The sequence below is a fragment of the Nocardia sp. NPDC058058 genome (genome assembly GCF_042885355.1).
In the GTDB taxonomy this organism is placed as follows: Bacteria; Actinomycetota; Actinomycetes; order Mycobacteriales; family Mycobacteriaceae; genus Nocardia.
Window position 1 is genome coordinate 234,140 of sequence record NZ_JBHVSA010000004.1, and the last position, 19,711, is coordinate 253,850.

Below are 19,711 nucleotides of genomic sequence, written 5' to 3' on the forward strand. Positions count from 1 at the left end.
GGCACGGCGGGTGGTAGGTGGTGCCGCTGGGGGTTTCGTGCAGTAGCGTCGGTAAGAGTTCGTGAACGACTCGATAGGAGACGACGACATGTCATACCCGACCGGGGGCTCGGGATACAACGGGCCCGCGCCGACGCCTTCCAACGCACCTGGCTACGGCTCGCAGCCCGCGGGTGGTCCCGCAGCAGGGTCGAGTACGACGGGCGTCGCAGGCAAAGGCCTTCCGTTCCTTCTCACCGTGGGCGTCGCCGCGCTCGGTGTGATCAACTTCCTGCTGGGTTTCGCGCCGTACAAGGGCGCCAAGGAACTCAGCCTCACGTACAACCTGTTCGAGTCGAATCCGCTGCTCGTCGGCATTCTGCTGTTCTCGGGTCTGCTCGCGGGACTTTCGTTGCTGCCCAAGCAGGATTGGCTCGGGGTCGCGGCGGCCGCCGCGCTGACGGGTTTCCTGTCGATCCTGTTCAACTCGTTCACCGGTGACCTCTCCACCAAGTGGGGTGGCTGGGTACTGGTCTTCCTGTCGCTGGTGCAGGCCGCCGCCGCGGTGCTGGCCGTGCTGTTCGAGGTGGGCATCGTCAAGCCGCCCGCCCCGAAACCGGCCGCGCCGCAAGGCTTCGGGCAGCAGCAGCCGTTCGGTCAGAGCAGCGGCGGCTACCAGCAGCCGGGCTTCGGTCAGCAGGGTGGTTTCGGACAGCAGCCGCCGTCCTACGGGCAGGCGCCGCAGCAGGGGCAGCAGCAGCCGGGTTACGGCACCGGTGGGCAGTACCCGCAGCAGCCGTCCTACGGGCAGCAGCCCGCGGGGTACGGCACCGGTTCGCAGCCGCAGCCGAGCTACGGTCAGCAGTCGTACGGTCAGCCGCAGCCGGGTGGATACAGCCAGCAGCAGCCGTCCTACGGCCAGCCCGCGGGCAATGAGAACGCCACCCAGCACTTCGGTGCGCAGCCGCCGCGCCCGGCCCAGCCGTTCGGTGGCGAACAGTCCGCCGATCCGGCCGCCGACGCGACGCGCGCGTTCCGTCCGGGCCAGGACGACAAGCAGTAGCAACACCCGTTCCACGCCACGGCCCCCGGTATTCACCGGGGGCCGTTCGCTATTGCGGCCCCCGGCCAAAAGCATGCCGGGATGACGGGCGGTGACGGGAGCTCTACCTGGCACTACGCCGGGAATTGCCCGGCGCGCCTGCCTGTTCCCGCCGGAGCGAACTGACAGGCTGGTTTTCCATGAGTGCGCCGAGAACTACCCTGGCTCGGGTGACCGATGAGGATTTGCGGAAAATGCCGCGGGGTCCGGTCTCGGTGGGCGGGGGCGGATTCGGGTCGCTCACACCGGAGCGGGCCCGGGTGCTGTTCATGGTGGCGGCGCGGGCGTCGGGCATCACGCTGCTGATTATTTTCGCGCTGGTGTTCGGCACGCTGCTGGCCGCGGGGAGCGGACTGTCGGGGGCTTCGGGGGCGGTGTCGGCGAGCTGGCTTGCGGTGCATCAGGTTCCGCTGACCATCGGGCGGACCACGATCGGATTGTGGCCGCTGCTGCCCACCGGGTTCATCCTGTGGCTGGTGGCTCGCGATTGCGCGAAGGCGGCCGATCACTGTGCGGCCGAAGGTAATTGCACACCGGTGGATCTGGCCTGGATCGCGGGTGCGGCGGTGGGCGGGCCGCTGCTGGTGACCGCGGTCTGCCTGGCGGTGGCCGATGACGCGTCGGCGGTGGTGGCATTGCAACCGCCGCACACCCTGGTGGCGTTCGCCTGGGTGATCGGCCTGCATCTGCTGGCCGTGCTCGCCGGTGTCGGCGCACGGCACTGGCGCGATTTCGCCGAACTATTGCCGATTCCTTTGCCGCCGTGGGTGGTTCCGGGCGTGCGGGCCGGTATGCGCGCGGTGTGGCGACTGTCGGCGGTGGCCGCGGCGCTCATCGTGCTGTCGTTCCTGCTGCACTGGTCGCGGATCGGCGACACCTATCACACGGCCGGAAATATCGTGGGCGCACTGGGTTTGACGCTGGTGTCGCTGGCGTACCTGCCGAACGCGCTGGTGGACGCGGTGAGCGTGCTGCTCGGCGGTGAGGTGCACATCGGCGCGGGTGCGCTGAGCCTGTTCGGTATCGAGGGCGCGCCGGTTCCGGCGGTGCCGCTCATGGCGGCCGTGCCCTCGGGTCCGGTGGCGGCCTGGTGGCTGGTCTTCCTGATCGCCCCGGCGGCGGTCGGGGTGCTGGGCGGCCTGGATTGCGGTCGCACCACCGATGATCGGCCGACCGCGCCGTGGGCGACGCTCACCTCGGCGGGCGTCGCCGCACTGCTGTTCACGCTGCTCGGCGTTATCGCCGGGGGTGAGCTGGGCACGTTCGGCTGGATCGGCCCGAATGTGGGGATCGCGGCGATCCTGGCCTTCGTCTGGTTCGCCCTGGCCGGTTATATCGGCATGCTCGCGGCGCGCTGGTTCGCACCCGCTCCCGCGGCCGAATACGACTATGACGACGCCGAATACGACGTCCGGTACGAGGACGAGGATTACGACTACGCCGACGACTACTACGCGGACGACGAGTACACGGACGACTACTACGACGATGACGATCCGGGTCAGGTGGTCGAGGTCGACGGTGAACTGCTGGACGAACCCTTCGCCCTCGACGACGAATCGCCGCGCGAATCGGACGAGAACTCCGACATCGTCGACGCCGAAGTGGTAGAGGGAGACCTGCCGGACCACCCGGGAGTGGACGGTCGTTAGGCTCTGAGGCGGCGGAGCGCATTCCGCCCTTCCCTTTCCGCCCGATACCCCAGGGAGTAGTGCGCTGAGTTCCACGCCCGCCCAGCTGCTACCGCCGACCGCGCCCGCGACCGTCGTCGTGCTCGCCTCCGGCACCGGTTCACTGCTGCGTTCACTGCTCGAAGCCACCCGGGAGCCGGGCTATCCGGCCCGGGTCGTGGCCGTCGGCGTGGATCGCGACTGCGCCGCCACCGAGCACGCCGAGGAGTTCGACATCTCGGCCTTCGCGGTGGAGCTCGCCGATTTCCCGGATCGCGCCGCCTGGGATTTCGCGCTGACCCAGATCGTCGATGCGTTCCAGCCCGATCTGGTGGTGTCCGCGGGGTTCATGAAGATCCTCGGCCCGCAGTTCATGGCGCGCTTCGCCGGGCGGATCATCAATACCCATCCCGCGCTGCTGCCCGCGTTCCCGGGCGCGCACGGGGTGCGGGACGCGCTGGCGTACGGGGTCAAGGTCACCGGTTCCACCGTGCACCTGGTCGATTCGGGGGTGGATACCGGGCCGATTCTCGCGCAGGAGGCGGTCGCGGTGCTGCCGGATGACGACGAGGCGACCCTGCACGAACGCATCAAGGTTGTGGAGCGACGGCTGCTGGCGGAGACCGTCGCCGCCGTCGCGATCCGAGGCATTGTCTCCGATGGACGAAAGGCAGTTATCCCAGATGAGGTTCTCCGGTGAGTGAACGTAAGCCGATTCAGCGGGCCCTGGTCAGCGTCTACGACAAGACCGGCCTGATCGAGCTGGCCACCGGCCTGCACGCCGCGGGCGTGGAGCTGGTGTCGACCGGTTCGACCGCGAGCAAGATCGCCGACGCGGGCATCCCGGTCACCAAAGTCGAAGACCTGACCGGTTTTCCGGAGACCCTCGACGGGCGCGTCAAGACCCTGCACCCGCGCGTGCACGCGGGCATCCTGGCCGACACCCGCAAGGATGAGCACCTCGATCAGCTCGTCGAACTCGGCGTCGAGGCGTTCCAGCTGGTCGTGGTGAACCTGTACCCGTTCACCCAGACCGTGGCCAGTGGCGCGAGCATCGACGAATCGGTCGAGCAGATCGATATCGGCGGGCCGTCCATGGTGCGCGCCGCCGCCAAGAACCATCCGTCCGTGGCGGTGGTCGTGGACACCGGCGAGTACGACAATGTGCTCAAGGCGGTGCAGGGCGGCGGTTTCACCTTCGCCGAGCGAACCGCGCTGGCCGCCAAGGCCTTCCAGCACACCGCCACCTACGACGTGGCCGTCGCCAGCTGGATGACCAGTGTCGCCGTTCCGGCCGCCGAGGCCGCCGACGGTGTGGAAACCGATGCGTCGCAGCGTTTCCCGGCCTGGGTCGGCGCGACCTGGAACCGTGATTCGGTGCTGCGCTACGGCGAGAACCCGCATCAGGGCGCGGCGCTGTACACCAGCGAAGCCGGTGCGCGGGGGCTGGCGCAGGCGACGCAGTTGCACGGCAAGGAGATGTCGTACAACAACTACACCGACGCCGATGCCGCCTGGCGGGCCGCGTACGACTTCGAACTGCCCGCGGTCGCGGTCATCAAGCACGCCAATCCCTGTGGCGTGGCGGTGGCTTCGGATATCGCCGAGGCACATCGCAAGGCGCACGCCACCGATCCGGTCAGCGCGTACGGCGGCGTCATCGCGGCCAACCGCGAGGTGAGTGTGGAGATGGCCGAGCAGGTCGCGGAGATCTTCACCGAGGTCATCGTCGCGCCCGGTTACGCCAACGGTGCGGTGGAAGTGTTGCAGCGCAAGAAGAATGTGCGTGTGCTCGTGGCCACCCCCGCGCAGCGCAAGGGTGTTGAGCTGCGTCCGGTCAGCGGCGGACTGCTGCTGCAGGACCGCGATATCCTCGACGCCGAGGGCGACAGCGCGGCCAACTGGACGCTCGCCGCCGGTGCGGCCGCCGATGCCGCTACCCTCGCCGATCTCGAATTCGCCTGGCGGGCTTGCCGTTCGGTGAAGTCGAACGCGATCCTGCTGGCGCACGACGGTGCGGCCGTCGGCGTGGGTATGGGTCAGGTCAACCGGGTCGACTCCTGCAAGCTGGCCGTGGACCGCGCCGGTGAGCGCGCGCAGGGTGCGGTGGCCGCGTCCGACGCGTTCTTCCCGTTCTCGGACGGCCCGCAGATCCTGGTCGAGGCGGGCGTGCGCGCCATCGTGCACCCGGGTGGGTCCATCCGCGACAAGGACACCATCGAGCTGTGCCGCGAGGCCGGTGTCACGCTGTACCTCACGGGTTCGCGGCACTTCGCGCACTGAGTGAAAGCCCTACGGGCGTAAAGAATTTCGGAGCCGGTGGCGGATCGTGAGAGCGATTCGCAACCGGCTCCGTGCTTTCGGCGGTATCGGTGCGTAACTACTTGGCGCTGACCACGTTTCGATCACCGAGTGCGGACTTCAGCGGGAGTTCCAGGCTGCCGAAGACGGCGATCATGGTGCACATGCGGCCGACCGCGTCGGGGCGGGTGCCCGAGCGCAGCGCGATGCTGACCGTCTTATCCGTTTCGGTGACGGTGGCGTCGACGCCGTAGCATTCCGGCGAGCCGGTGGTGAAGTTGACCGCGATCCGGTCGGCGGCCACCCGAGTCCAGCTGTCGAAGGACAGCGGATGCGGGTTCACGATGGCGGGATCCGCGGTGAAGGCACGGCCTAGTTGACCCTGCGGCGCTTCGGTGGGGGCGGGATCGGCGCTGGTGGTCGTGCCGCTGACTTTCGTTTGGTCGCCGGTCTTTTCGGTATCGCCGCAGGCGGCGACGGCCAGGCTGAGCAGCGCGGCGAGAGCGGTGGCGGTGAGGCGGCGGCCTCGGGTCCCGTACATGCGGACCACCCTAACGGTCCGACCGGTCGGGGCGGATATGACGCCATAGCGAACTCCTAGCGACAGTGAGCCAAATTATCCGGGGACTCGGCGCGTAATCCGCACCCGGACCGGGGCGGGAGCAGTAACCTCGGTAGGAGATGTGCGAATGCACTTACGCGCCATCGAATTATCTGTAGCTCTCCCCCTCCGGAAAGGACGCACCGTGGGCGACGCATTGAAGGTTGGCGAAGAACTTGGTCTCGGAGACTCGCTCAAGGGCGGCGCATATTCTCTGACTCTGCAGAATGACGGCAACCTCGTGTTGACCGATCCGAGCGGCAAGGTCGAATGGGCCTCCGCCACCAATGGCCAGGACGTCACGCGCGCGGCGCTGCAGGCGGACGGCAATTTCGTGCTCTACAAGGGTGACGGCAGCGCCGCCTGGTCCACCGAGACCAACGGCAAGTCCGTGGACCGTCTCGTGGTTCAGCCGGACCGCAACGTGGTCATCTACGGCGACGGCGGCCCGGTGTGGTCCACCGAGACCAACACCGACAACCCGATCGCCGCTCCGGTCGAAGAGGTCGTCACCCAGGCCGCGGCCGTCGAAGAGGTGCCCCCGCCGCCGCCGGCCGCGCAGACCTACACGGTCGAGTCCGGTGACACCCTGTGGGCGATCGCCGAGCGCTTCTACGGCGACGGCAACCGCTACCAGCAGATCGCCGACGCCAACGGCATCCCCAACCCCGACGCCATCAACGTCGGCCAGGTCCTGACCATCCCGTAATCCCGGGACACCCAGAACTGTCAGAGGCCCCCGAGCGCAAGCACTCGGGGGCCTCGCCGTTGGTGGGAACGCCCCCCAACGCACTGTGCCCCCGATGCGTAAGCATCGGGGGCACAAGGTTTTTCACCACCGGGTGCGAGCTGCGTCAGCGGCTCGTGAAAGGCAGCAGGGCCATTTCGCGGGCGTTCTTCACGGCGATGGCGACCTGGCGCTGCTGTTGCGGGGTCAGGCCGGTTACGCGGCGGCTGCGGATTTTGCCGCGATCGGAGATGAAGGTGCGGAGCAGGTTCACGTCTTTGTAGTCGACGTATTCGACGCCGGCTGCGATGAGTGGGTTCTTCTTGGGCTTGCGGCCCTGCTCGGCGCGGACCTTCTTCGACGGTGCTCGCTTCACTGCCATGTCAGCGGTTCCTTCTCACGAGATCTGTGGGTGCCTACCAGCTCGATTTGTGTACACCGGGTAATTCTCCGCGGTGAGCCATCTCGCGGACACGTATTCGCGAGAGGCCGAACTTTCGAAGATGACCACGCGGGCGTCCGTCCGCGGCGTCCCGATTGCGCAATCGTACCGGACTGGCATCGCGGGGTAGCTTCGCGAGGGCGGTCTGCGCGGCCGCGCGATTCTCCGCCGATGTGGTGGGTTTGCGGATGAGCTCCTTGAGTTCCGCGCGCCGTTCCGCGTAGCGCGCGACAATCCGTTTGCGCTCTTCGTTTTTCATGATTTTCGACTTCTTGGCCATATCAGCGGCCTTCCTTGAAGTCGACGTGCCTGCGTACGACGGGATCGTATTTGCGCAGGGTCATGCGGTCCGGATTATTGCGCCGGTTCTTGCGGGTGACGTAGGTGTACCCGGTGCCCGCGGTGGATACGAGTTTGATGATCGGCCGGAGTTCGGTCGATTTCGATGCCATCTGCTGCTCCTCAGATCTTCTGGCCGCCGGCGCGGAGCCGGGCGACGACCGCTTCGATGCCGTCGCGGTCGATGGTCTTGATGCCCTTGGCGGAGACGTTCAGCGTGATGCGCCGGTCCTCGCTGGGCAGGTAGTAGGTCTTGCGCTGGATATTGGGGTTCCAGCGCCGGTTGGTCCGGGTGTGCGAGTGCGAAACGGACTTGCCGAATCCGGGCTTGCGTCCGGTGACCTGGCAGATTGCCGACATGAGCACCCCTTCCTGCAGATGACAATCGTTTTCGACAACGGGTTTATTCCAATGTACGCTGGGCCACCGGTAAATGAAAATCGTTGTCGAAAGGGGCTCCGGTGGACGACCGAACACCCGTGCTCGTCATCGCGGGCCTGCCCGGCCGCGCGGCCGAAGGCGTACAGCGGGCCGCCCGGCGGCTGGGCGCCGAACCCGGCACCGTCGTGGTCCGGCACGACCTGTCCGAACTGCACGAGGGCGTGGTGCGCCGCACCGCGTATCTGAACGGCCGCGTGGACGCGACCGTGCTCGAACTCGCGCACGGCTGCGTCTCCTGCACGCTGCGCGCGGATCTGCTGCCGTATCTGTGCCTACTGGCGCAACGGGATTCGGTGCACCGCATCGTGCTCGCGCTGGATCCGGCCTTCGAGGCGGAGGCGGTCTGCCAGGCCATCCGCGATGTGGTGGTGAGCGGAGTGCCGGGCCGGGTGGACGGTCCGGCCGGGCGCAGTGTGCGCATCGAGGCGGTGCTCACCTGCCTGGACGCCCGCGACTGGCTGACCGACGCCACCGGTGACGACACCCTCGCCGAACGCGGTCACGCCACCGCCGAGGACGATCGAACCATGGCCCAGCTGGCCGTGGGCCAGGTCGAATTCGCCGACGCGCTACTGGGTTTCGACGGCGGCGCGGATCCGGACGAGCGCTTGCGCACCGCCGCGGTACTGGCCCGGCTGGCCCCGCGCGCGCCGATCGCCTGGCTGGACGAACCCGCCTCGCTCGGGCAGCACGCTCCGTCCGAAATGCTGCGTGCCGACGCGCTTTTCGGTCTGCTGGACCGGATTCCGTCCGATGCCCGGCGCGGCGCGCCCTTCGATCCGCACGCGAGCCTGCTGCGTGGTGAACCCCCGCTGGAGCCAGATTGCGGTGTGGCACTGGTGGAATTCGACACCGACCGCCCCTTCCATCCGGACCGCCTGCATTCGGCGATCGACGCGCTGCTCGAGGGTGTGGTGAGCGCGCGCGGCCGGATCTGGCTCGCCACCCAGCCCGGCGAGGTGGTGTGGCTGGAGTCCGCGGGCGGCGGTCTGCGCATCGGTGGGGCCGGAAAATGGCTGGCCGCAATGACTCCCGAAGAGCTGGACGAGCTCGCGCGGGTGGATCCGGAACGGCACATGATGGCGTCGCTGCGCTGGGACGAGCATTTCGGCGATCGGCATTCGTCCCTGGTGATCCTGGTGCACGACGCCGATGCCGAGGAGATCCGGCACGCGCTGCACTGGGCGCTGGTCGACGAGGACGAACTGCGGCAGGTGCGGTTCGCTCCCGAGCGGGTGGCGCTGTGGCACGACCCGTTCGGTGATCAGCACGAGGATCCGTGCGACACAACCGTATCCACGCCGGGCACCGGTGACGCCGGTGCCCGCAAGAACGAAAGGTGAGGCGATGCAGGCGGGAATCCATCCCGACTACCATCCGGTGGTCTTCGAGGACGCGAGTACCGGAAAGCGCTTCCTGACCCGGTCGACCGCGACCTCGGCGCGCACCATCGAATGGGAGGACGGCAATTCCTATCCGCTCATGGTGGTCGATGTGACCTCGGATTCGCATCCGTTCTGGACGGGTGCGCATCGAGTCCTCGATACCGCGGGTCGCGTGGAGAAGTTCGAACGCCGCTATGGCAAACGCGTGCGCGGCAATTCCATCGTGCAAGAGGAGAATTGAGATGGCCGTTCCGAAGCGGCGGATGTCGCGATCGAATACCCGCAGTCGGCGTTCGCAGTGGAAAGCGACCGCGCCCGATCTGATTCCGGTGACGGTGGGCGGTGTGGAGTATCGGATTCCGCGCCGTCTGGCGCGTGCGGTGCAACTCGGGCTGCTCGATCCGGCTGATCTCTGATCGCGCGGTGAGGATCGGAACGCCGCCGGACCTTATCGGCGTGTTCCAAAAAGTCTTCTCAAAGTTGTGAATCCGTGGCCTGGCGACGGTATTCTCGGGGCCGAGGGCGGGTTCTTCTGACTACAGAAGAACCCGCTCATCGCCACTTTCGGGGGTGTTCACTCCCATTGCGCACCGGATAAATTCCGACAAATCAGCCAATTCACTTGTCCACGGCGGCAATGGGACTCGCCGCCGCTGTGGATTGTCCGTTCTTGGGCGAATCGCCCCATCCGGGGAGCGGTAGATCCGGCAGTAACTGTTCGAGTCGCCCCAGCCCGTCGGCCAGTACCGTCGCGGGTCCTTCGATGAGCGAGAACGGGAACGGCCAGTGATGTCCGGAGAGCCGGGCCACCTCGGCGGCCAGCTCCGCGGTGGTGGCCTCCAGATCGCTGACCTCCGTGCGCAGTTCGTCGATTTTGGTGAGTGCCGCGGCGAGCCCGTCCACCACGGTGCGGTGGTTGCCCGCGGCATCGTCGCCGAGTTGCGGCCAGCCCGCGAGCCCCGGGCCGCGCAGCTGGGTCTGGATGTCCCGGAGTATTTCGTCCTGTTCGGGAGTCAAGTCCTGTTCCTCCGATTCGAAATCCCATTGGCCGAAATCCGCGTAGTCGGTTTCGTTTACGTCGCATTCGACGCCGTCCACCACGACCTGCCGACCGGTCTGGAACAGCTGTGCCCGTGGCTCGCGATTGCTCCCGGACCAGGCGACGGTCTGCCAGGCCCAGGTCGCGGTGCCCGCGTCCAGCGCCCGGCTCACCGGCCAATATCCGCCGTAGATACCGACATTCGCGCGCCCGAGCACCGAGGCCGCACCGTCGAGGTAGGCGTTGATCGGTTCCTGCTGCTGCGGTGTCGCGTCGAAATCGGCGGAGAAGTAGATGGGCCGGTCCGGCCGTCCGCCGCAGCGCAGTACCCGCGCCAGCGCCGCGCGCGCATCGGTGACGCCCGCGCCGTAGCCGTCCAGCATGCGGGCCGCGGTGGTCTCCCAGTTGGACACGATCGAAACACCGTGCGCGCGTAGATCGTCCGCTTCGGCGGGGGTGAGGATCTTGCCCGGCAGGGATGGCCCGCCCTCGGAGAGGTAGCGGACCACGAAGTCGAAACCGGCCGCCCGGATCGCGCTCGCGGCGGGACGGCCTGCGGCGTAATCCAGCCCGAAACGCATGACACCCACTGTAATTCGCCGCGCGCGCGGATCGCGCGGCATTCCCGAAGTCGATCTGTCCGACCTGGTGAACTCCGTGAATTTGTCGTCGTGCGGTGGTTGACTGGGTGCGGCTGTGTGATCGGCGTCACTACAACCGCTATTGATTACTTTGCAGTACTTCAGAAACGGAGATGACCGATGCCTGTACGCGAGGAGGCGTGGCCCCCGGGCACGCCGTGCTGGGTCGACTGCCAGGTCGACGATCCGGCCAAGGCCGGTGAGTTCTACGCGGCGCTGTTCGACTGGGACGTTCAGGGCGGCGGGGAGGACACCGGGGGATATCTGATGGCGTTCCGCGACGGGCAGCCGGTCGCGGGCATCGGGCCCAAACCCGAAGCGGGCGTGCCCTCGGTGTGGACCACCTATTTCGCGGTACTGGACGCCGATGCCAGTGCCGAGGCGGTCACGGCGGCGGGTGGGCGCATGCTGGTGCCGCCCTTCGACGTGATGGAGTTCGGCCGCATGTTCGTGGCCGCCGATAGCGCGGGTGCGCCGTTCGCGGTGTGGGAGGCGCGGGCGCACAATGGCGCGGCCGTGCACAACGAGCACGGCGCGTACGCCTGGAACGATCTGCACACCGGCGCCTACGACGCGGCGAAGGCGTTCTACGCCAGCGTCTTCGGATTCACCTGCACCGAATTCGACGATGCCGCCATGCGTTACGCGACGCTGGTGCCGCCGGGCCGCACCGATCCGGTGGGCGGTATCAACGACGACACCGTCGAAGGCGTCGCGCCGGAACAGCCGTACTGGCTCACCTGGTTCCAGTTCGACGGTATGGACGACGGTCTGCGGCGCGCGGCGGAACTGGGTGCGACGGTGCTGCTGCCCGCCCAGGACGGCCCGTTCGGCCGGATGGCGGTGCTGGCCGCACCGCAGGGCGAATTGTTCGCCCTGCTCGACCCCAGCAAGACCATGGGGGAGATGCCGGCGCCCGAGGACTGAGCCGTGGCGCCGGTTCGAACCGGCAACGGCCCGAACGAGATCGGGGCCGGTACCGCGACTGCGGTACCGGCCCCGAAGCGTTTTCGGCGAATCAGCGCGCGGATGCCTTGACGCGACCCGACTTCCGCGACGACACCGCCAGCGAGGCACTGTGCGTGAGATCCGGCTCGGCCGGTGCGGGCGCCTGCCGGGCCTCGCGACGATCGGGCGCGACCAGGATCGCGGTGATCGGAATCGCCAGGGACAGTGAGCCGATGATGAAGAACGGCACGAAGAAGTTGAACAGTTCGTCGCCCTCGGGAATCGCCGCCGTGGGGTCCACGTGCACCTGGAGTCCGGTGAGCCCGGCGTAGTGCATGCCGGTCACCATGACCGCGTACGCCAGCGATCCGGCCATCAGCACCGGAACCGTGCGGGCCCACAGGCTGAACCACATCATCAGCGCCGACAGCACCCCGGCGATCACGTACACCGCGATGATCGACACCAGGCTGCGTTCGGTGGTGCCCTGCACCCGGATCGCCGAGAGCAGCAGCAGGTGCACGGTGCCGAGCCCGCCCGCCATGATCAGCGCGCCCGCCACCAGCCGCAGCCAGTTCAGGTTCTTACCGGCGACCACCAGGCCGACGAAGACGGTCAGCCCGGACAGCGCGGAGAACAGCGTGGTCATGGTGGTGTCGTAGCGCAGCGTGGTGCCCTTGACGCCGAATCCGAGCATCGAGACGAAGACCGAAAGGGCAACGCCGACACCGCCGATGGAGCTGGCGGCCACGAACAGCCAGAGCAGCCGGAAGCGGGCCGTCACCGATTTGGTGGATTGCCGGATGCACGCGAGCCCGCATGACACCCCGGCCAGTGACACGATCAGCGCCAGGCCGATCACCCAGTAGCCCATCGAGAAGTAGATCACCCAGAAACCCCTGCCTGCCTTCGTAATCTCCCGTGCGGACGGCGAATGTCTAGCCGCGCCGGGCGGTTTCGCGCTGTGCGTTCATGAGTCGTTCGATGGCGTACTCGGTGACCGCCGCCAGTGACCGTCGCACCTCGCCCGGATCGCGGGCGTCGATATCGACGATCGGCACGCCCTCGCGCACGCTGAGCGCCTCGCGCAGCTCGGCGACCGGGAAGCGCGGTGCGTCCGGGAAGCGGTTGACGGCGATCAGGAAGGGCAGTTTCTTGGCCTCGAAGAAGTCGACGGCGGCGAAGCTGTCCTCGATGCGGCGGGTGTCGACCAGCACGACGGCGCCGATGGCGCCCTTGATGAGGTCGTCCCACATGAACCAGAAACGGCGCTGGCCGGGCGTACCGAACAGGTACAGCACCAGATTGCCGGGCAGGATGATGCGCCCGAAATCCATGGCCACCGTGGTGGTTTCCTTACCGGGCGTGGCGGCGAGGTCGTCGACCCCGTCGGACATGCCGGTCACCATGGCCTCGGTGCGGAGCGGAACGATTTCCGAGACCGCGCCGACGAAGGTGGTCTTGCCCGCGCCGAAGCCGCCGGCCACCACGATCTTGGTGGAGGCCACGGTCCGGTACTCCTCGCCCGGGCGAGGCGGGTACTGCTGCGCTACAGCCGGATTCGCGTACTGCTGACCCGGATACTGGGGCCCACCGCTGGGGTACTGCGGTGCGCCCCCGTTGTAGCTCCCGCCGTCAAAGGGCGCGGAGTCCATGCAGTGTCCTCTCCATCAAATTACGGCGCTCGTCGTAGGTCGCCTGGTCGCTCAGGGTCGAATGCACGCGCAGGGTCCCGGCGACGACGAGATCGCCGATCACGACCCGGATCATGCCCAGTGGCCGCTGCAGGTGCGCCGCGATCTCGGCGACCGACAGGCGTGCGGTACCCATACGCAGGATCTCGGTGCGGATGTCACCGGCGGGCCAGTCGAAATGGGCGGTGTAGGAAAGTGTTTCGACGACCGCCTCGAGCGGCAGATCCACTGCCGGTTCGGTGCGGCCGGAGGTCAGCGCGTACGGGCGGACCCTGCTGGTCGGACGAGACCCGCCCACGCCCCCGTTTGAAGTTGTCATCGGCGGCTCATCAGGCAGTTCGGGCAGTGGCCTGCACCACCGACCCGACCCGGTCGACCAGCAGCGCCATCTCGTAGCCGATGCGGCCGATGTCGTGCTGCTTATTGGCCAGCACCGCCAGGTGCGAACCATTGCCGACGCTCATGACGAGTAGATAGCCGCGTTGCATCTCCACGATGGACTGCATCACCTTGCCGCCGTCGAAAAGCTGTGCGGCGCCGGCCGACAGGCTCGCCAGACCGGCGGTGACCGCGGCCAGCTGTTCGCCCCGATCGCTCGGTAGGTGCGGGCTGGTCGCCTGCAGCAGGCCGTCGGCGGAGACCAGGACGGCGTGCGAGACGCCCGGCACCTCCCGGGTGAAACGGGTGACCAACCAGTTCAGGTTCTCATCGGTGGTGGTGCGCTGGGAGTCGGTCATACATGCCCTCCGTCTGTGTACTGCGAGTCTGCGCGTCCCGAACGGACGCCGCTGAGATGCCGGGTCAAGCTGGAACGGATCTCTTCCGGATTGCGCGCGCCCGCCTCGTCCTCCTGCGCCACCGCACCGGGCACCAGCTGTGCGCCGGGTCGGCGGATGGGCAGTCCACCCTGGGTGCGGGAGCTGCTGGTCGGATTGGCGGCCTCCTCGGCCGCGGCCCAACCGGCGTCCGAGCTGGAGGACCATTCCGCGGCCGCGTCCGGGCCGCCGCCCGCCGGTTCCACCAGCCACTCGGACACCATGCGCTGGTAGATCGGGCTACCGGACATGGCGCTCTCGCGCTGCTGCGGAACGGGCTGGGCCGCCGGACCACGCTGCGGCAGTGCGGCGGAAGGTGCCGCGCCGCCGCCGAATCCGCCGTCGAAGCCGGTATCGCCGGTGCCGAAACCGCTGTCGCCCAGGCCGTTACCGCCACCGTTGGCGACCACCTCGCCGGTGCCGTTGGCGCCGTTGCCGTTTCCACCGTTGGCGCCGAGACCGCGAGCGTCGTCGCCGGTCAGGCCGTTGGCGCCGACCGGATTCGGGAAGCCGTTCGGGGGCGTGCTCGGCGCGTTGCCGCCGGGTCCGCTCGGGGCGGGGGGGTCCTCGTCGTTCCCGAAGGCGCTGTAACCGTTCGCGAAGAAGCTCCCGGTGTCGGCGTTGTCCGCGCCGTACCCGTATCCGTTGCCCGCGCTGACCGGCGGGAGCGGTTCGGGTGACCGCTGTATTTCCTGCGGCCGCTGTACCTCGTGCTGTCCGGTATCGCCCCAGAAGTCCACCGGCGGCGGGGTGTTCGGCCCCACGACGCTGTAGGCGGCGGTCGGCGCACCGGCGGCATCGGCGAACGCGTCCACGAAGTTATCGGTGAACGGCTGGTCGCCGGTGTAAACGGGTTGTTCACCGGTATCCGAACCCGGTGTCTTGCGTTGCGGCAGGCCCGAACTGGTGACCCCGAACCGTCCGGTGGTGACGACCTCCGGCGGATTGGGCACCGGCATCAGCCGCGGCGGGGTGACCACCGGTTGCGGTGCGGACGCGGGTGCGTGCGCCAGCGGGGGCACCGCGGCGATCGCGGCCGGAGCCACCGGCATCGCACCGGTGGCCGGGAACTGCCCGGTGCTGTTGTCGGTGCGTTCGGGCGCGGGCGAGACCAGGGTGCCCGGCAGGTGCACGCTGGCGGTGATGCCCGGCTGCTGCACCATGGCCGAGGTGCGGCGCAGGCTCACGGTGATGTTGTGCCGCTTGGCCAGTCGGCCCACCACGAACAGGCCCATGCGGCGCGCGGTCTCGACGTTGACCTCACCACCGGAGGCCAGTCGATCGTTGATGGACTGCAGGTCTTCGGCATTCATGCCCAGACCCCGGTCGGTGATCTCGATGAGGTAGCCCCCGTCCACGGCGCGCGCCACCGATACCGCCACCGGAGTGGACGGCGGCGAATAGCGCAGCGCGTTATCGATCAACTCGGCCAGCAGATGCTCGATATCGACCGCGGGCTCACCGGCGACGATGCCGTCGGGCACGGTGCCGATCTCGGCGCGCTGGTAGTCCTCCACCTGCGAGACCGAGGACCAGAGCATGTCGGACAGCGGCACCGGCGCGAGATGTCCACGGCGCAGCGCGGTTCCGGCCAGCACCAGCAGGTTGTCGCCGTTTCGGCGCATGCGGGTGGCGAGGTGGTCGAGGCGGAACAGCGATTGCAGGCGTTCGGAGTCGTCCTCGTCGCGTTCCAGTTCCTCGATCAGCGTGAGCTGCTGTTCCACCAGGGATTGGCTACGGCGGGACAGGGTCTCGAACATATTGCCGATCTGCAGTCGCAGTCGCGACTGTTCGGCGGCCAGGTGCAGCGCCTGGGTGTGGATATCGTCGACGGCTCGGGCGAGCTGGCCGATCTCCTCGGTGGTGTGCACGTCGACCGGGGTGATCTCGGGGGTGACGCCACCGGCGCGCACCACCTCGAGTTCCTGCGGCAGGTCGATGTGCGCCACCTGCAGGGCGTCGCGCCGCAGGCGGCGGACCGGCACGACCAGCGAGCGCGCGACGATCAGCGCGAGCGCCAGGCCCGCCAGCAGCATGCCGATAACGACCGAGGTATCGCGGAGCACGGTATTGCGCGCGTCCGTGGTGAGCTGGGCCAGCTTGGCGTCCAGCTTGGCGCCGATGCCCTGGCCCTCGCGGGCGTACAGGTCCTGGCTGGTCTTGATGGAGTCGACCATGGCCGGGATGGCCGCAGGGTCCGGTGCGCCGGAGGACAGGATGCCGATACGCATACCGGCGGCGTCCTTGAGCCCGTTGTAGTTCTCCGCCGCGTCCGGGACCAGGCCCTTGTAGACCTCGACCATGGTGATCTCGGCGCCGATGGCGGTGAGCAGGCGGACCTTCATGGCCTCATTGGCGCCGATGCCCGGTGTGGCCAGCATGAGGCGTTCCTGGGTGAGCAGACGGCTGGCGGTCATGACCGTGCCCTGCATCAGGAAGAGTTGCTGCACACGCAGATCCGAGAGCGTCTGCGAGGTGGTGAGCGCGGCCTGCACCTTGTTGGACACGGCCTGCGACTGATCGGCCACCGATTGCGGCGAGCTGTTGCGCAGGCTGTTGCGCATGTTCTTGGCGGCGCTGATCGAATCGGTCAGCCCCTGGGTGACATTGGCCTCCACCTTCGAGGAGCGGAGCAGTGTCTCCAGATCGGCGACCGCCTGATCGAACCGGGTAATGGCATTGTCCAGCACCGGGTTCGCGTCGGGGTTGCCCCAGCCCGCGATGGCCTGGACGGCGAGTTCCTGTGTGGCGGACTCGAATTTGGTTGATGGGCCCATTACGGCGGCCTGTTCCGTACCGGCGCTCAGGTTGTTGATCGTTTGCAGCTCGGAGTTGATGCGCAGGACCGCGAAGGTCGACGCGAGCAACACCGGGAGCACCAGAACGATGCCGACCTTGCGTGTGACGGGCCAGTTGGACAGGCTCAATTGCCAGGACCGGGGTGTCGCTTCCATCCCGCTTCCGTCGCCTCCGCTTTCACGAGTGACCCCCAGGTCGTATGCGGTTGTGTGGCGTAGGGGTCGAACCCCGCGCGGAACCAACTAGAGGTCTTCTTTTCCGGCCTGCAACATACCGCGCGGGCTGTGTAACGGCAATTCGAGGAACTCGCCATACACGACTCCGAATACAGCCGCGCGCAACGCCTTTCGAATACCTTTGCCGCGAGGTAATTAAAACGCGCTGGTCACCAGGCGATCCCGCCCGGCGTGTCGAAGTGGCCCTTCTCAGTCGCCTCTCAGTCGCTGTGGGCAGACTGGTGTTCATGCGCATTCTGGTAGTCGACGACGACCGCGCGGTCCGGGAATCGCTGCGCCGCTCGCTGACCTTCAACGGGTACACCGTCGACCTCGCCGTCGACGGTCTCGACGCACTGGAGAAGACCACCAGCCAGCGGCCCGACGCCCTGGTCCTGGACGTGATGATGCCCCGCATGGACGGGCTCGAGGTCTGCCGCCGACTGCGCAGCACCGGCGACGATCTGCCCATTCTGGTACTCACGGCACGGGATTCGGTCTCCGAGCGGGTCGCCGGCCTGGACGCCGGCGCCGATGACTATCTGCCCAAACCGTTCGCCCTGGAAGAGCTGCTGGCGCGACTACGCGCCCTGCTCCGGCGCACCACCGTCGATCAGGGCGAGGTCTCCGAGACCATGACCTTCGCCGATCTGTCGCTGGATCCGGTCACCCGCGAAGTGCTGCGCGGTGAACGCCCTATCAGCCTGACCCGCACCGAATTCTCACTGCTGGAAATGTTGATGGCGAATCCGCGCCGGGTGCTCACCCGCAGTCGCATTCTCGAAGAGGTATGGGGTTACGACTTTCCCACCTCCGGGAACGCGCTCGAGGTGTACATCGGATATCTGCGCCGTAAAACCGAGGCCGAAGGTGAGCCGCGCCTCATCCACACCGTGCGTGGCGTCGGCTACGTACTGCGCGAGACCCCGCCGTAGGGGATCGAGTCGTGGGTAGAACTGTTCCCCGGCGGCCGGTGGTCGCCGGGCTCGCGAAATCGGCGGAACCCGATATGCGCCCGCCGATGCCGCTCACGCGCTCGGTGTCACTGCGCTGGCGGGTGACGCTGCTGGCCGCCTCGGTGGTGGCGGTCGCGGTGGCCTTCACCTCCATCGCCGCCTACGCGATGGTGGCCCGTTCGCTGTACGCGGATGTGGATTCGCAGCTCAAGGCGCGCGCCTCGCTGATGATCGACAACAACTTCGATTCGCTCGGGTTCCAGTCGATCGTGCTGGCCGGGCTGTACTCCAATGACGTCGGGGTGGCGCTGATCTTCCCGGATCTGTCGCCGTACGTACCGCCGCAGACCACCAATCCGCCTGTCGGCAAACAGGAATTGGCGGTGGCGCGCGGGGAGATCGCCTTCTCGCTGCGCACCGTCGACAATCAGCGGGTGCTGGCGCGGCGCACGCATTCCGGCTCCACGCTGGTGGTTTCGCAGCGCCTGCAACCCACTCGCGAGGTGCTCGACCGACTGGCCTGGCTGCTGTTCGTGGTCGGCGGCTGCGGCGTCATGCTGGCGGCGGCGGCCGGAACGGCGGTGGGGCGCACCGGTTTGCGGCCCATCGCGCGTTTGACCGCGGCCACCGAACGCGTCGCCAGAACCGACGACCTCACGCCGATTCCGGTAACCGGTGATGATGAACTCGCCAGGCTCACCGAGAGTTTCAACACAATGCTGCGCGCACTCACCGAATCCCGGGAGCGGCAGCGCAGATTGGTGGCCGACGCCGGACATGAGCTGAAAACGCCACTGACGTCTTTGCGCACCAATATGGAATTGCTGATCGCCTCCTCGCGTCCGGGCGCACCGCGCATTCCGGATGAGGACATGGCCGAGTTGCGCTCGGATGTGATGGCGCAGATCGAGGAATTGTCCACGCTGGTCGGCGATCTGGTCGATCTCGCCCGCGAGGACGCCCCGGAAACGGTCTACGAACAGGTCGATATCGGTGATGTGGTGGGTCGCGCGCTGGAACGGGTGCGCCGCCGCCGCAGCGGTATCGAATTCGAGGCGTCCCTGCGCCCGTGGTTCGTCTACGGCTATGAGGCCGGACTCGAGCGCGCCATTCTCAATGTGCTCGACAATGCGGCCAAATGGAGTCCGGCGGGCGGTGCGGTGCGGGTGTCCATGCACGAGAACGGGCGCGGATTGCTCGAACTCACCGTGGATGACGCCGGACCGGGTATTCCGCCCAATGAGCGCGATCTGGTGTTCGAGCGCTTCTATCGCACCACCGCCTCGCGGTCGATGCCCGGCTCCGGCCTGGGCCTGGCCATCGTGAAACAGGTGGTGACCAAGCACGGCGGCACCATCACGATCGACGGTTCCGACCGCGGTGGCGCGTTGATCCGTATCGTTCTACCCGGCGAGGGCACGCCTTTCGCGGGCACCTGACCGTCTCGAGGCAGTTCGCACCGAAAGCTCCGGAAAAAGCCAGCGCGATCTCAGTCCGCTCTCAGTCGTCACCGCCACGCTTGGCTACGAGACTCGAGGAGAAACGAGAAACATGACCGAGGATTCGAAGCGGGACCCCGAAGCCACTTCCGGCCCCGCAGCCGCGCAGCCCGATCCG

General features: G+C 67.6%; 22 protein-coding genes. 11 read left to right on the forward strand and 11 right to left on the reverse strand.

Going from position 1 to position 19,711, the window contains the following annotated elements; genetic code table 11:
- Nucleotides 1–88 precede the first annotated feature (88 nt).
- The 4 genes from ACFVUS_RS32070 to purH all read left to right on the forward strand — a co-directional run bounded on the left by ACFVUS_RS32070 (nt 89) and on the right by purH (nt 5,034).
- A complete protein-coding gene (locus tag ACFVUS_RS32070; protein ID WP_387775133.1) occupies nt 89–1,042 on the forward strand; it encodes a DUF5336 domain-containing protein in 954 nt (317 codons plus the stop codon).
- A 209-nt stretch (nt 1,043–1,251) separates the two neighbouring features.
- The gene (locus ACFVUS_RS32075; RefSeq protein WP_387775136.1) at nt 1,252–2,733 is read left to right on the forward strand and encodes a DUF6350 family protein; all 1,482 of its coding nucleotides are present in this window, start codon (nt 1,252–1,254) and stop codon (nt 2,731–2,733) included.
- A 64-nt stretch (nt 2,734–2,797) separates the two neighbouring features.
- A complete protein-coding gene (gene purN, locus ACFVUS_RS32080) occupies nt 2,798–3,451 on the forward strand; it encodes a phosphoribosylglycinamide formyltransferase (RefSeq protein WP_387778400.1) in 654 nt (217 codons plus the stop codon).
- Entirely contained in the window at nt 3,448–5,034 is a 1,587-nt protein-coding gene (purH, locus tag ACFVUS_RS32085) for a bifunctional phosphoribosylaminoimidazolecarboxamide formyltransferase/IMP cyclohydrolase (protein WP_387775139.1), read from the forward strand. The genes purN and purH overlap by 4 nt, the downstream gene beginning before the upstream one ends.
- Before the next feature lie 97 nt (nt 5,035–5,131).
- Here purH and ACFVUS_RS32090 read toward each other — a convergent pair whose 3' ends face one another.
- Nucleotides 5,132–5,593 carry a hypothetical protein gene (locus ACFVUS_RS32090; protein WP_387775142.1) on the reverse strand — a complete coding sequence of 154 codons (462 nt, stop codon included), beginning with the start codon at nt 5,591–5,593 and terminating at the stop codon, nt 5,132–5,134.
- A gap of 205 nt (nt 5,594–5,798) precedes the next feature.
- Between ACFVUS_RS32090 and ACFVUS_RS32095 the strand changes: the two genes are divergently transcribed.
- Nucleotides 5,799–6,362, forward strand: a complete 564-nt coding sequence (locus ACFVUS_RS32095; RefSeq protein ID WP_375964674.1) for a LysM peptidoglycan-binding domain-containing protein — start codon at nt 5,799–5,801, stop codon at nt 6,360–6,362.
- Between the two features lie 145 nt (nt 6,363–6,507).
- Here ACFVUS_RS32095 and rpsR read toward each other — a convergent pair whose 3' ends face one another.
- Genes rpsR through rpmB form a run of 4 tightly spaced genes read right to left on the reverse strand, consistent with a single transcriptional unit; the run spans nt 6,508 to nt 7,521 of the window.
- Nucleotides 6,508–6,762 (reverse strand): 30S ribosomal protein S18, encoded by a 255-nt coding sequence (gene rpsR, locus ACFVUS_RS32100; RefSeq protein WP_354985278.1) that lies wholly within the window; start codon nt 6,760–6,762, stop codon nt 6,508–6,510.
- A gap of 34 nt (nt 6,763–6,796) precedes the next feature.
- Nucleotides 6,797–7,102, reverse strand: a complete 306-nt coding sequence (gene rpsN, locus ACFVUS_RS32105) for a 30S ribosomal protein S14 (protein ID WP_387775147.1) — start codon at nt 7,100–7,102, stop codon at nt 6,797–6,799.
- 1 nt (nt 7,103) lies between these two features.
- Nucleotides 7,104–7,274, reverse strand: a complete 171-nt coding sequence (rpmG, locus tag ACFVUS_RS32110) for a 50S ribosomal protein L33 (RefSeq protein WP_364642403.1) — start codon at nt 7,272–7,274, stop codon at nt 7,104–7,106.
- Nucleotides 7,275–7,284: 10 nt separating this feature from the next.
- Complete coding sequence (gene rpmB / locus ACFVUS_RS32115; protein WP_364642400.1) at nt 7,285–7,521, reverse strand: 50S ribosomal protein L28; 237 nt, start codon at nt 7,519–7,521, stop codon at nt 7,285–7,287.
- Between the two features lie 101 nt (nt 7,522–7,622).
- Between rpmB and mrf the strand changes: the two genes are divergently transcribed.
- The 3 genes from mrf to rpmF are packed head-to-tail and all read left to right on the forward strand — an operon-like array spanning nt 7,623 to nt 9,403.
- On the forward strand, nt 7,623–8,945 hold the full coding sequence (gene mrf, locus ACFVUS_RS32120) for a ribosome hibernation factor-recruiting GTPase MRF (RefSeq protein ID WP_387775152.1): 1,323 nt from the start codon (nt 7,623–7,625) through the stop codon (nt 8,943–8,945).
- A 4-nt stretch (nt 8,946–8,949) separates the two neighbouring features.
- Nucleotides 8,950–9,228 (forward strand): type B 50S ribosomal protein L31, encoded by a 279-nt coding sequence (locus ACFVUS_RS32125; protein WP_387775155.1) that lies wholly within the window; start codon nt 8,950–8,952, stop codon nt 9,226–9,228.
- A 1-nt stretch (nt 9,229) separates the two neighbouring features.
- Nucleotides 9,230–9,403, forward strand: coding sequence for a 50S ribosomal protein L32 (gene rpmF / locus ACFVUS_RS32130; protein ID WP_364642390.1), 174 nt, complete (start codon nt 9,230–9,232; stop codon nt 9,401–9,403).
- A 202-nt stretch (nt 9,404–9,605) separates the two neighbouring features.
- Here rpmF and ACFVUS_RS32135 read toward each other — a convergent pair whose 3' ends face one another.
- Nucleotides 9,606–10,607, reverse strand: a complete 1,002-nt coding sequence (locus tag ACFVUS_RS32135; protein WP_387775158.1) for a DUF1906 domain-containing protein — start codon at nt 10,605–10,607, stop codon at nt 9,606–9,608.
- A gap of 180 nt (nt 10,608–10,787) precedes the next feature.
- On the opposite strand from ACFVUS_RS32135, the gene ACFVUS_RS32140 reads away from it, so the two are divergent.
- Nucleotides 10,788–11,594 (forward strand): VOC family protein, encoded by an 807-nt coding sequence (locus ACFVUS_RS32140; RefSeq protein WP_387775161.1) that lies wholly within the window; start codon nt 10,788–10,790, stop codon nt 11,592–11,594.
- A 91-nt stretch (nt 11,595–11,685) separates the two neighbouring features.
- On the opposite strand, the gene ACFVUS_RS32145 is transcribed toward ACFVUS_RS32140, so the two are convergent.
- The 5 genes from ACFVUS_RS32145 to ACFVUS_RS32165 are packed head-to-tail and all read right to left on the reverse strand — an operon-like array spanning nt 11,686 to nt 17,078.
- Nucleotides 11,686–12,504 (reverse strand): hypothetical protein, encoded by an 819-nt coding sequence (locus tag ACFVUS_RS32145; RefSeq protein ID WP_387775164.1) that lies wholly within the window; start codon nt 12,502–12,504, stop codon nt 11,686–11,688.
- A gap of 49 nt (nt 12,505–12,553) precedes the next feature.
- Nucleotides 12,554–13,270 carry an ATP/GTP-binding protein gene (locus ACFVUS_RS32150; protein ID WP_364642378.1) on the reverse strand — a complete coding sequence of 239 codons (717 nt, stop codon included), beginning with the start codon at nt 13,268–13,270 and terminating at the stop codon, nt 12,554–12,556.
- A complete protein-coding gene (locus ACFVUS_RS32155; RefSeq protein ID WP_387775167.1) occupies nt 13,251–13,628 on the reverse strand; it encodes a DUF742 domain-containing protein in 378 nt (125 codons plus the stop codon). Before ACFVUS_RS32155 ends, ACFVUS_RS32150 begins: the two co-directional genes overlap by 20 nt.
- Before the next feature lie 10 nt (nt 13,629–13,638).
- Entirely contained in the window at nt 13,639–14,046 is a 408-nt protein-coding gene (locus ACFVUS_RS32160) for a roadblock/LC7 domain-containing protein (protein WP_364642372.1), read from the reverse strand.
- On the reverse strand, nt 14,043–17,078 hold the full coding sequence (locus ACFVUS_RS32165) for an ATP-binding protein (protein WP_387775170.1): 3,036 nt from the start codon (nt 17,076–17,078) through the stop codon (nt 14,043–14,045). The genes ACFVUS_RS32160 and ACFVUS_RS32165 overlap by 4 nt, the downstream gene beginning before the upstream one ends.
- Before the next feature lie 302 nt (nt 17,079–17,380).
- Between ACFVUS_RS32165 and ACFVUS_RS32170 the strand changes: the two genes are divergently transcribed.
- Both ACFVUS_RS32170 and ACFVUS_RS32175 read left to right on the forward strand, forming a co-directional pair.
- Nucleotides 17,381–18,073 carry a response regulator transcription factor gene (locus ACFVUS_RS32170; protein WP_364642975.1) on the forward strand — a complete coding sequence of 231 codons (693 nt, stop codon included), beginning with the start codon at nt 17,381–17,383 and terminating at the stop codon, nt 18,071–18,073.
- Between the two features lie 74 nt (nt 18,074–18,147).
- Nucleotides 18,148–19,533, forward strand: a complete 1,386-nt coding sequence (locus ACFVUS_RS32175; protein ID WP_387778403.1) for an ATP-binding protein — start codon at nt 18,148–18,150, stop codon at nt 19,531–19,533.
- The last annotated feature ends 178 nt before the right edge of the window (nt 19,534–19,711 follow it).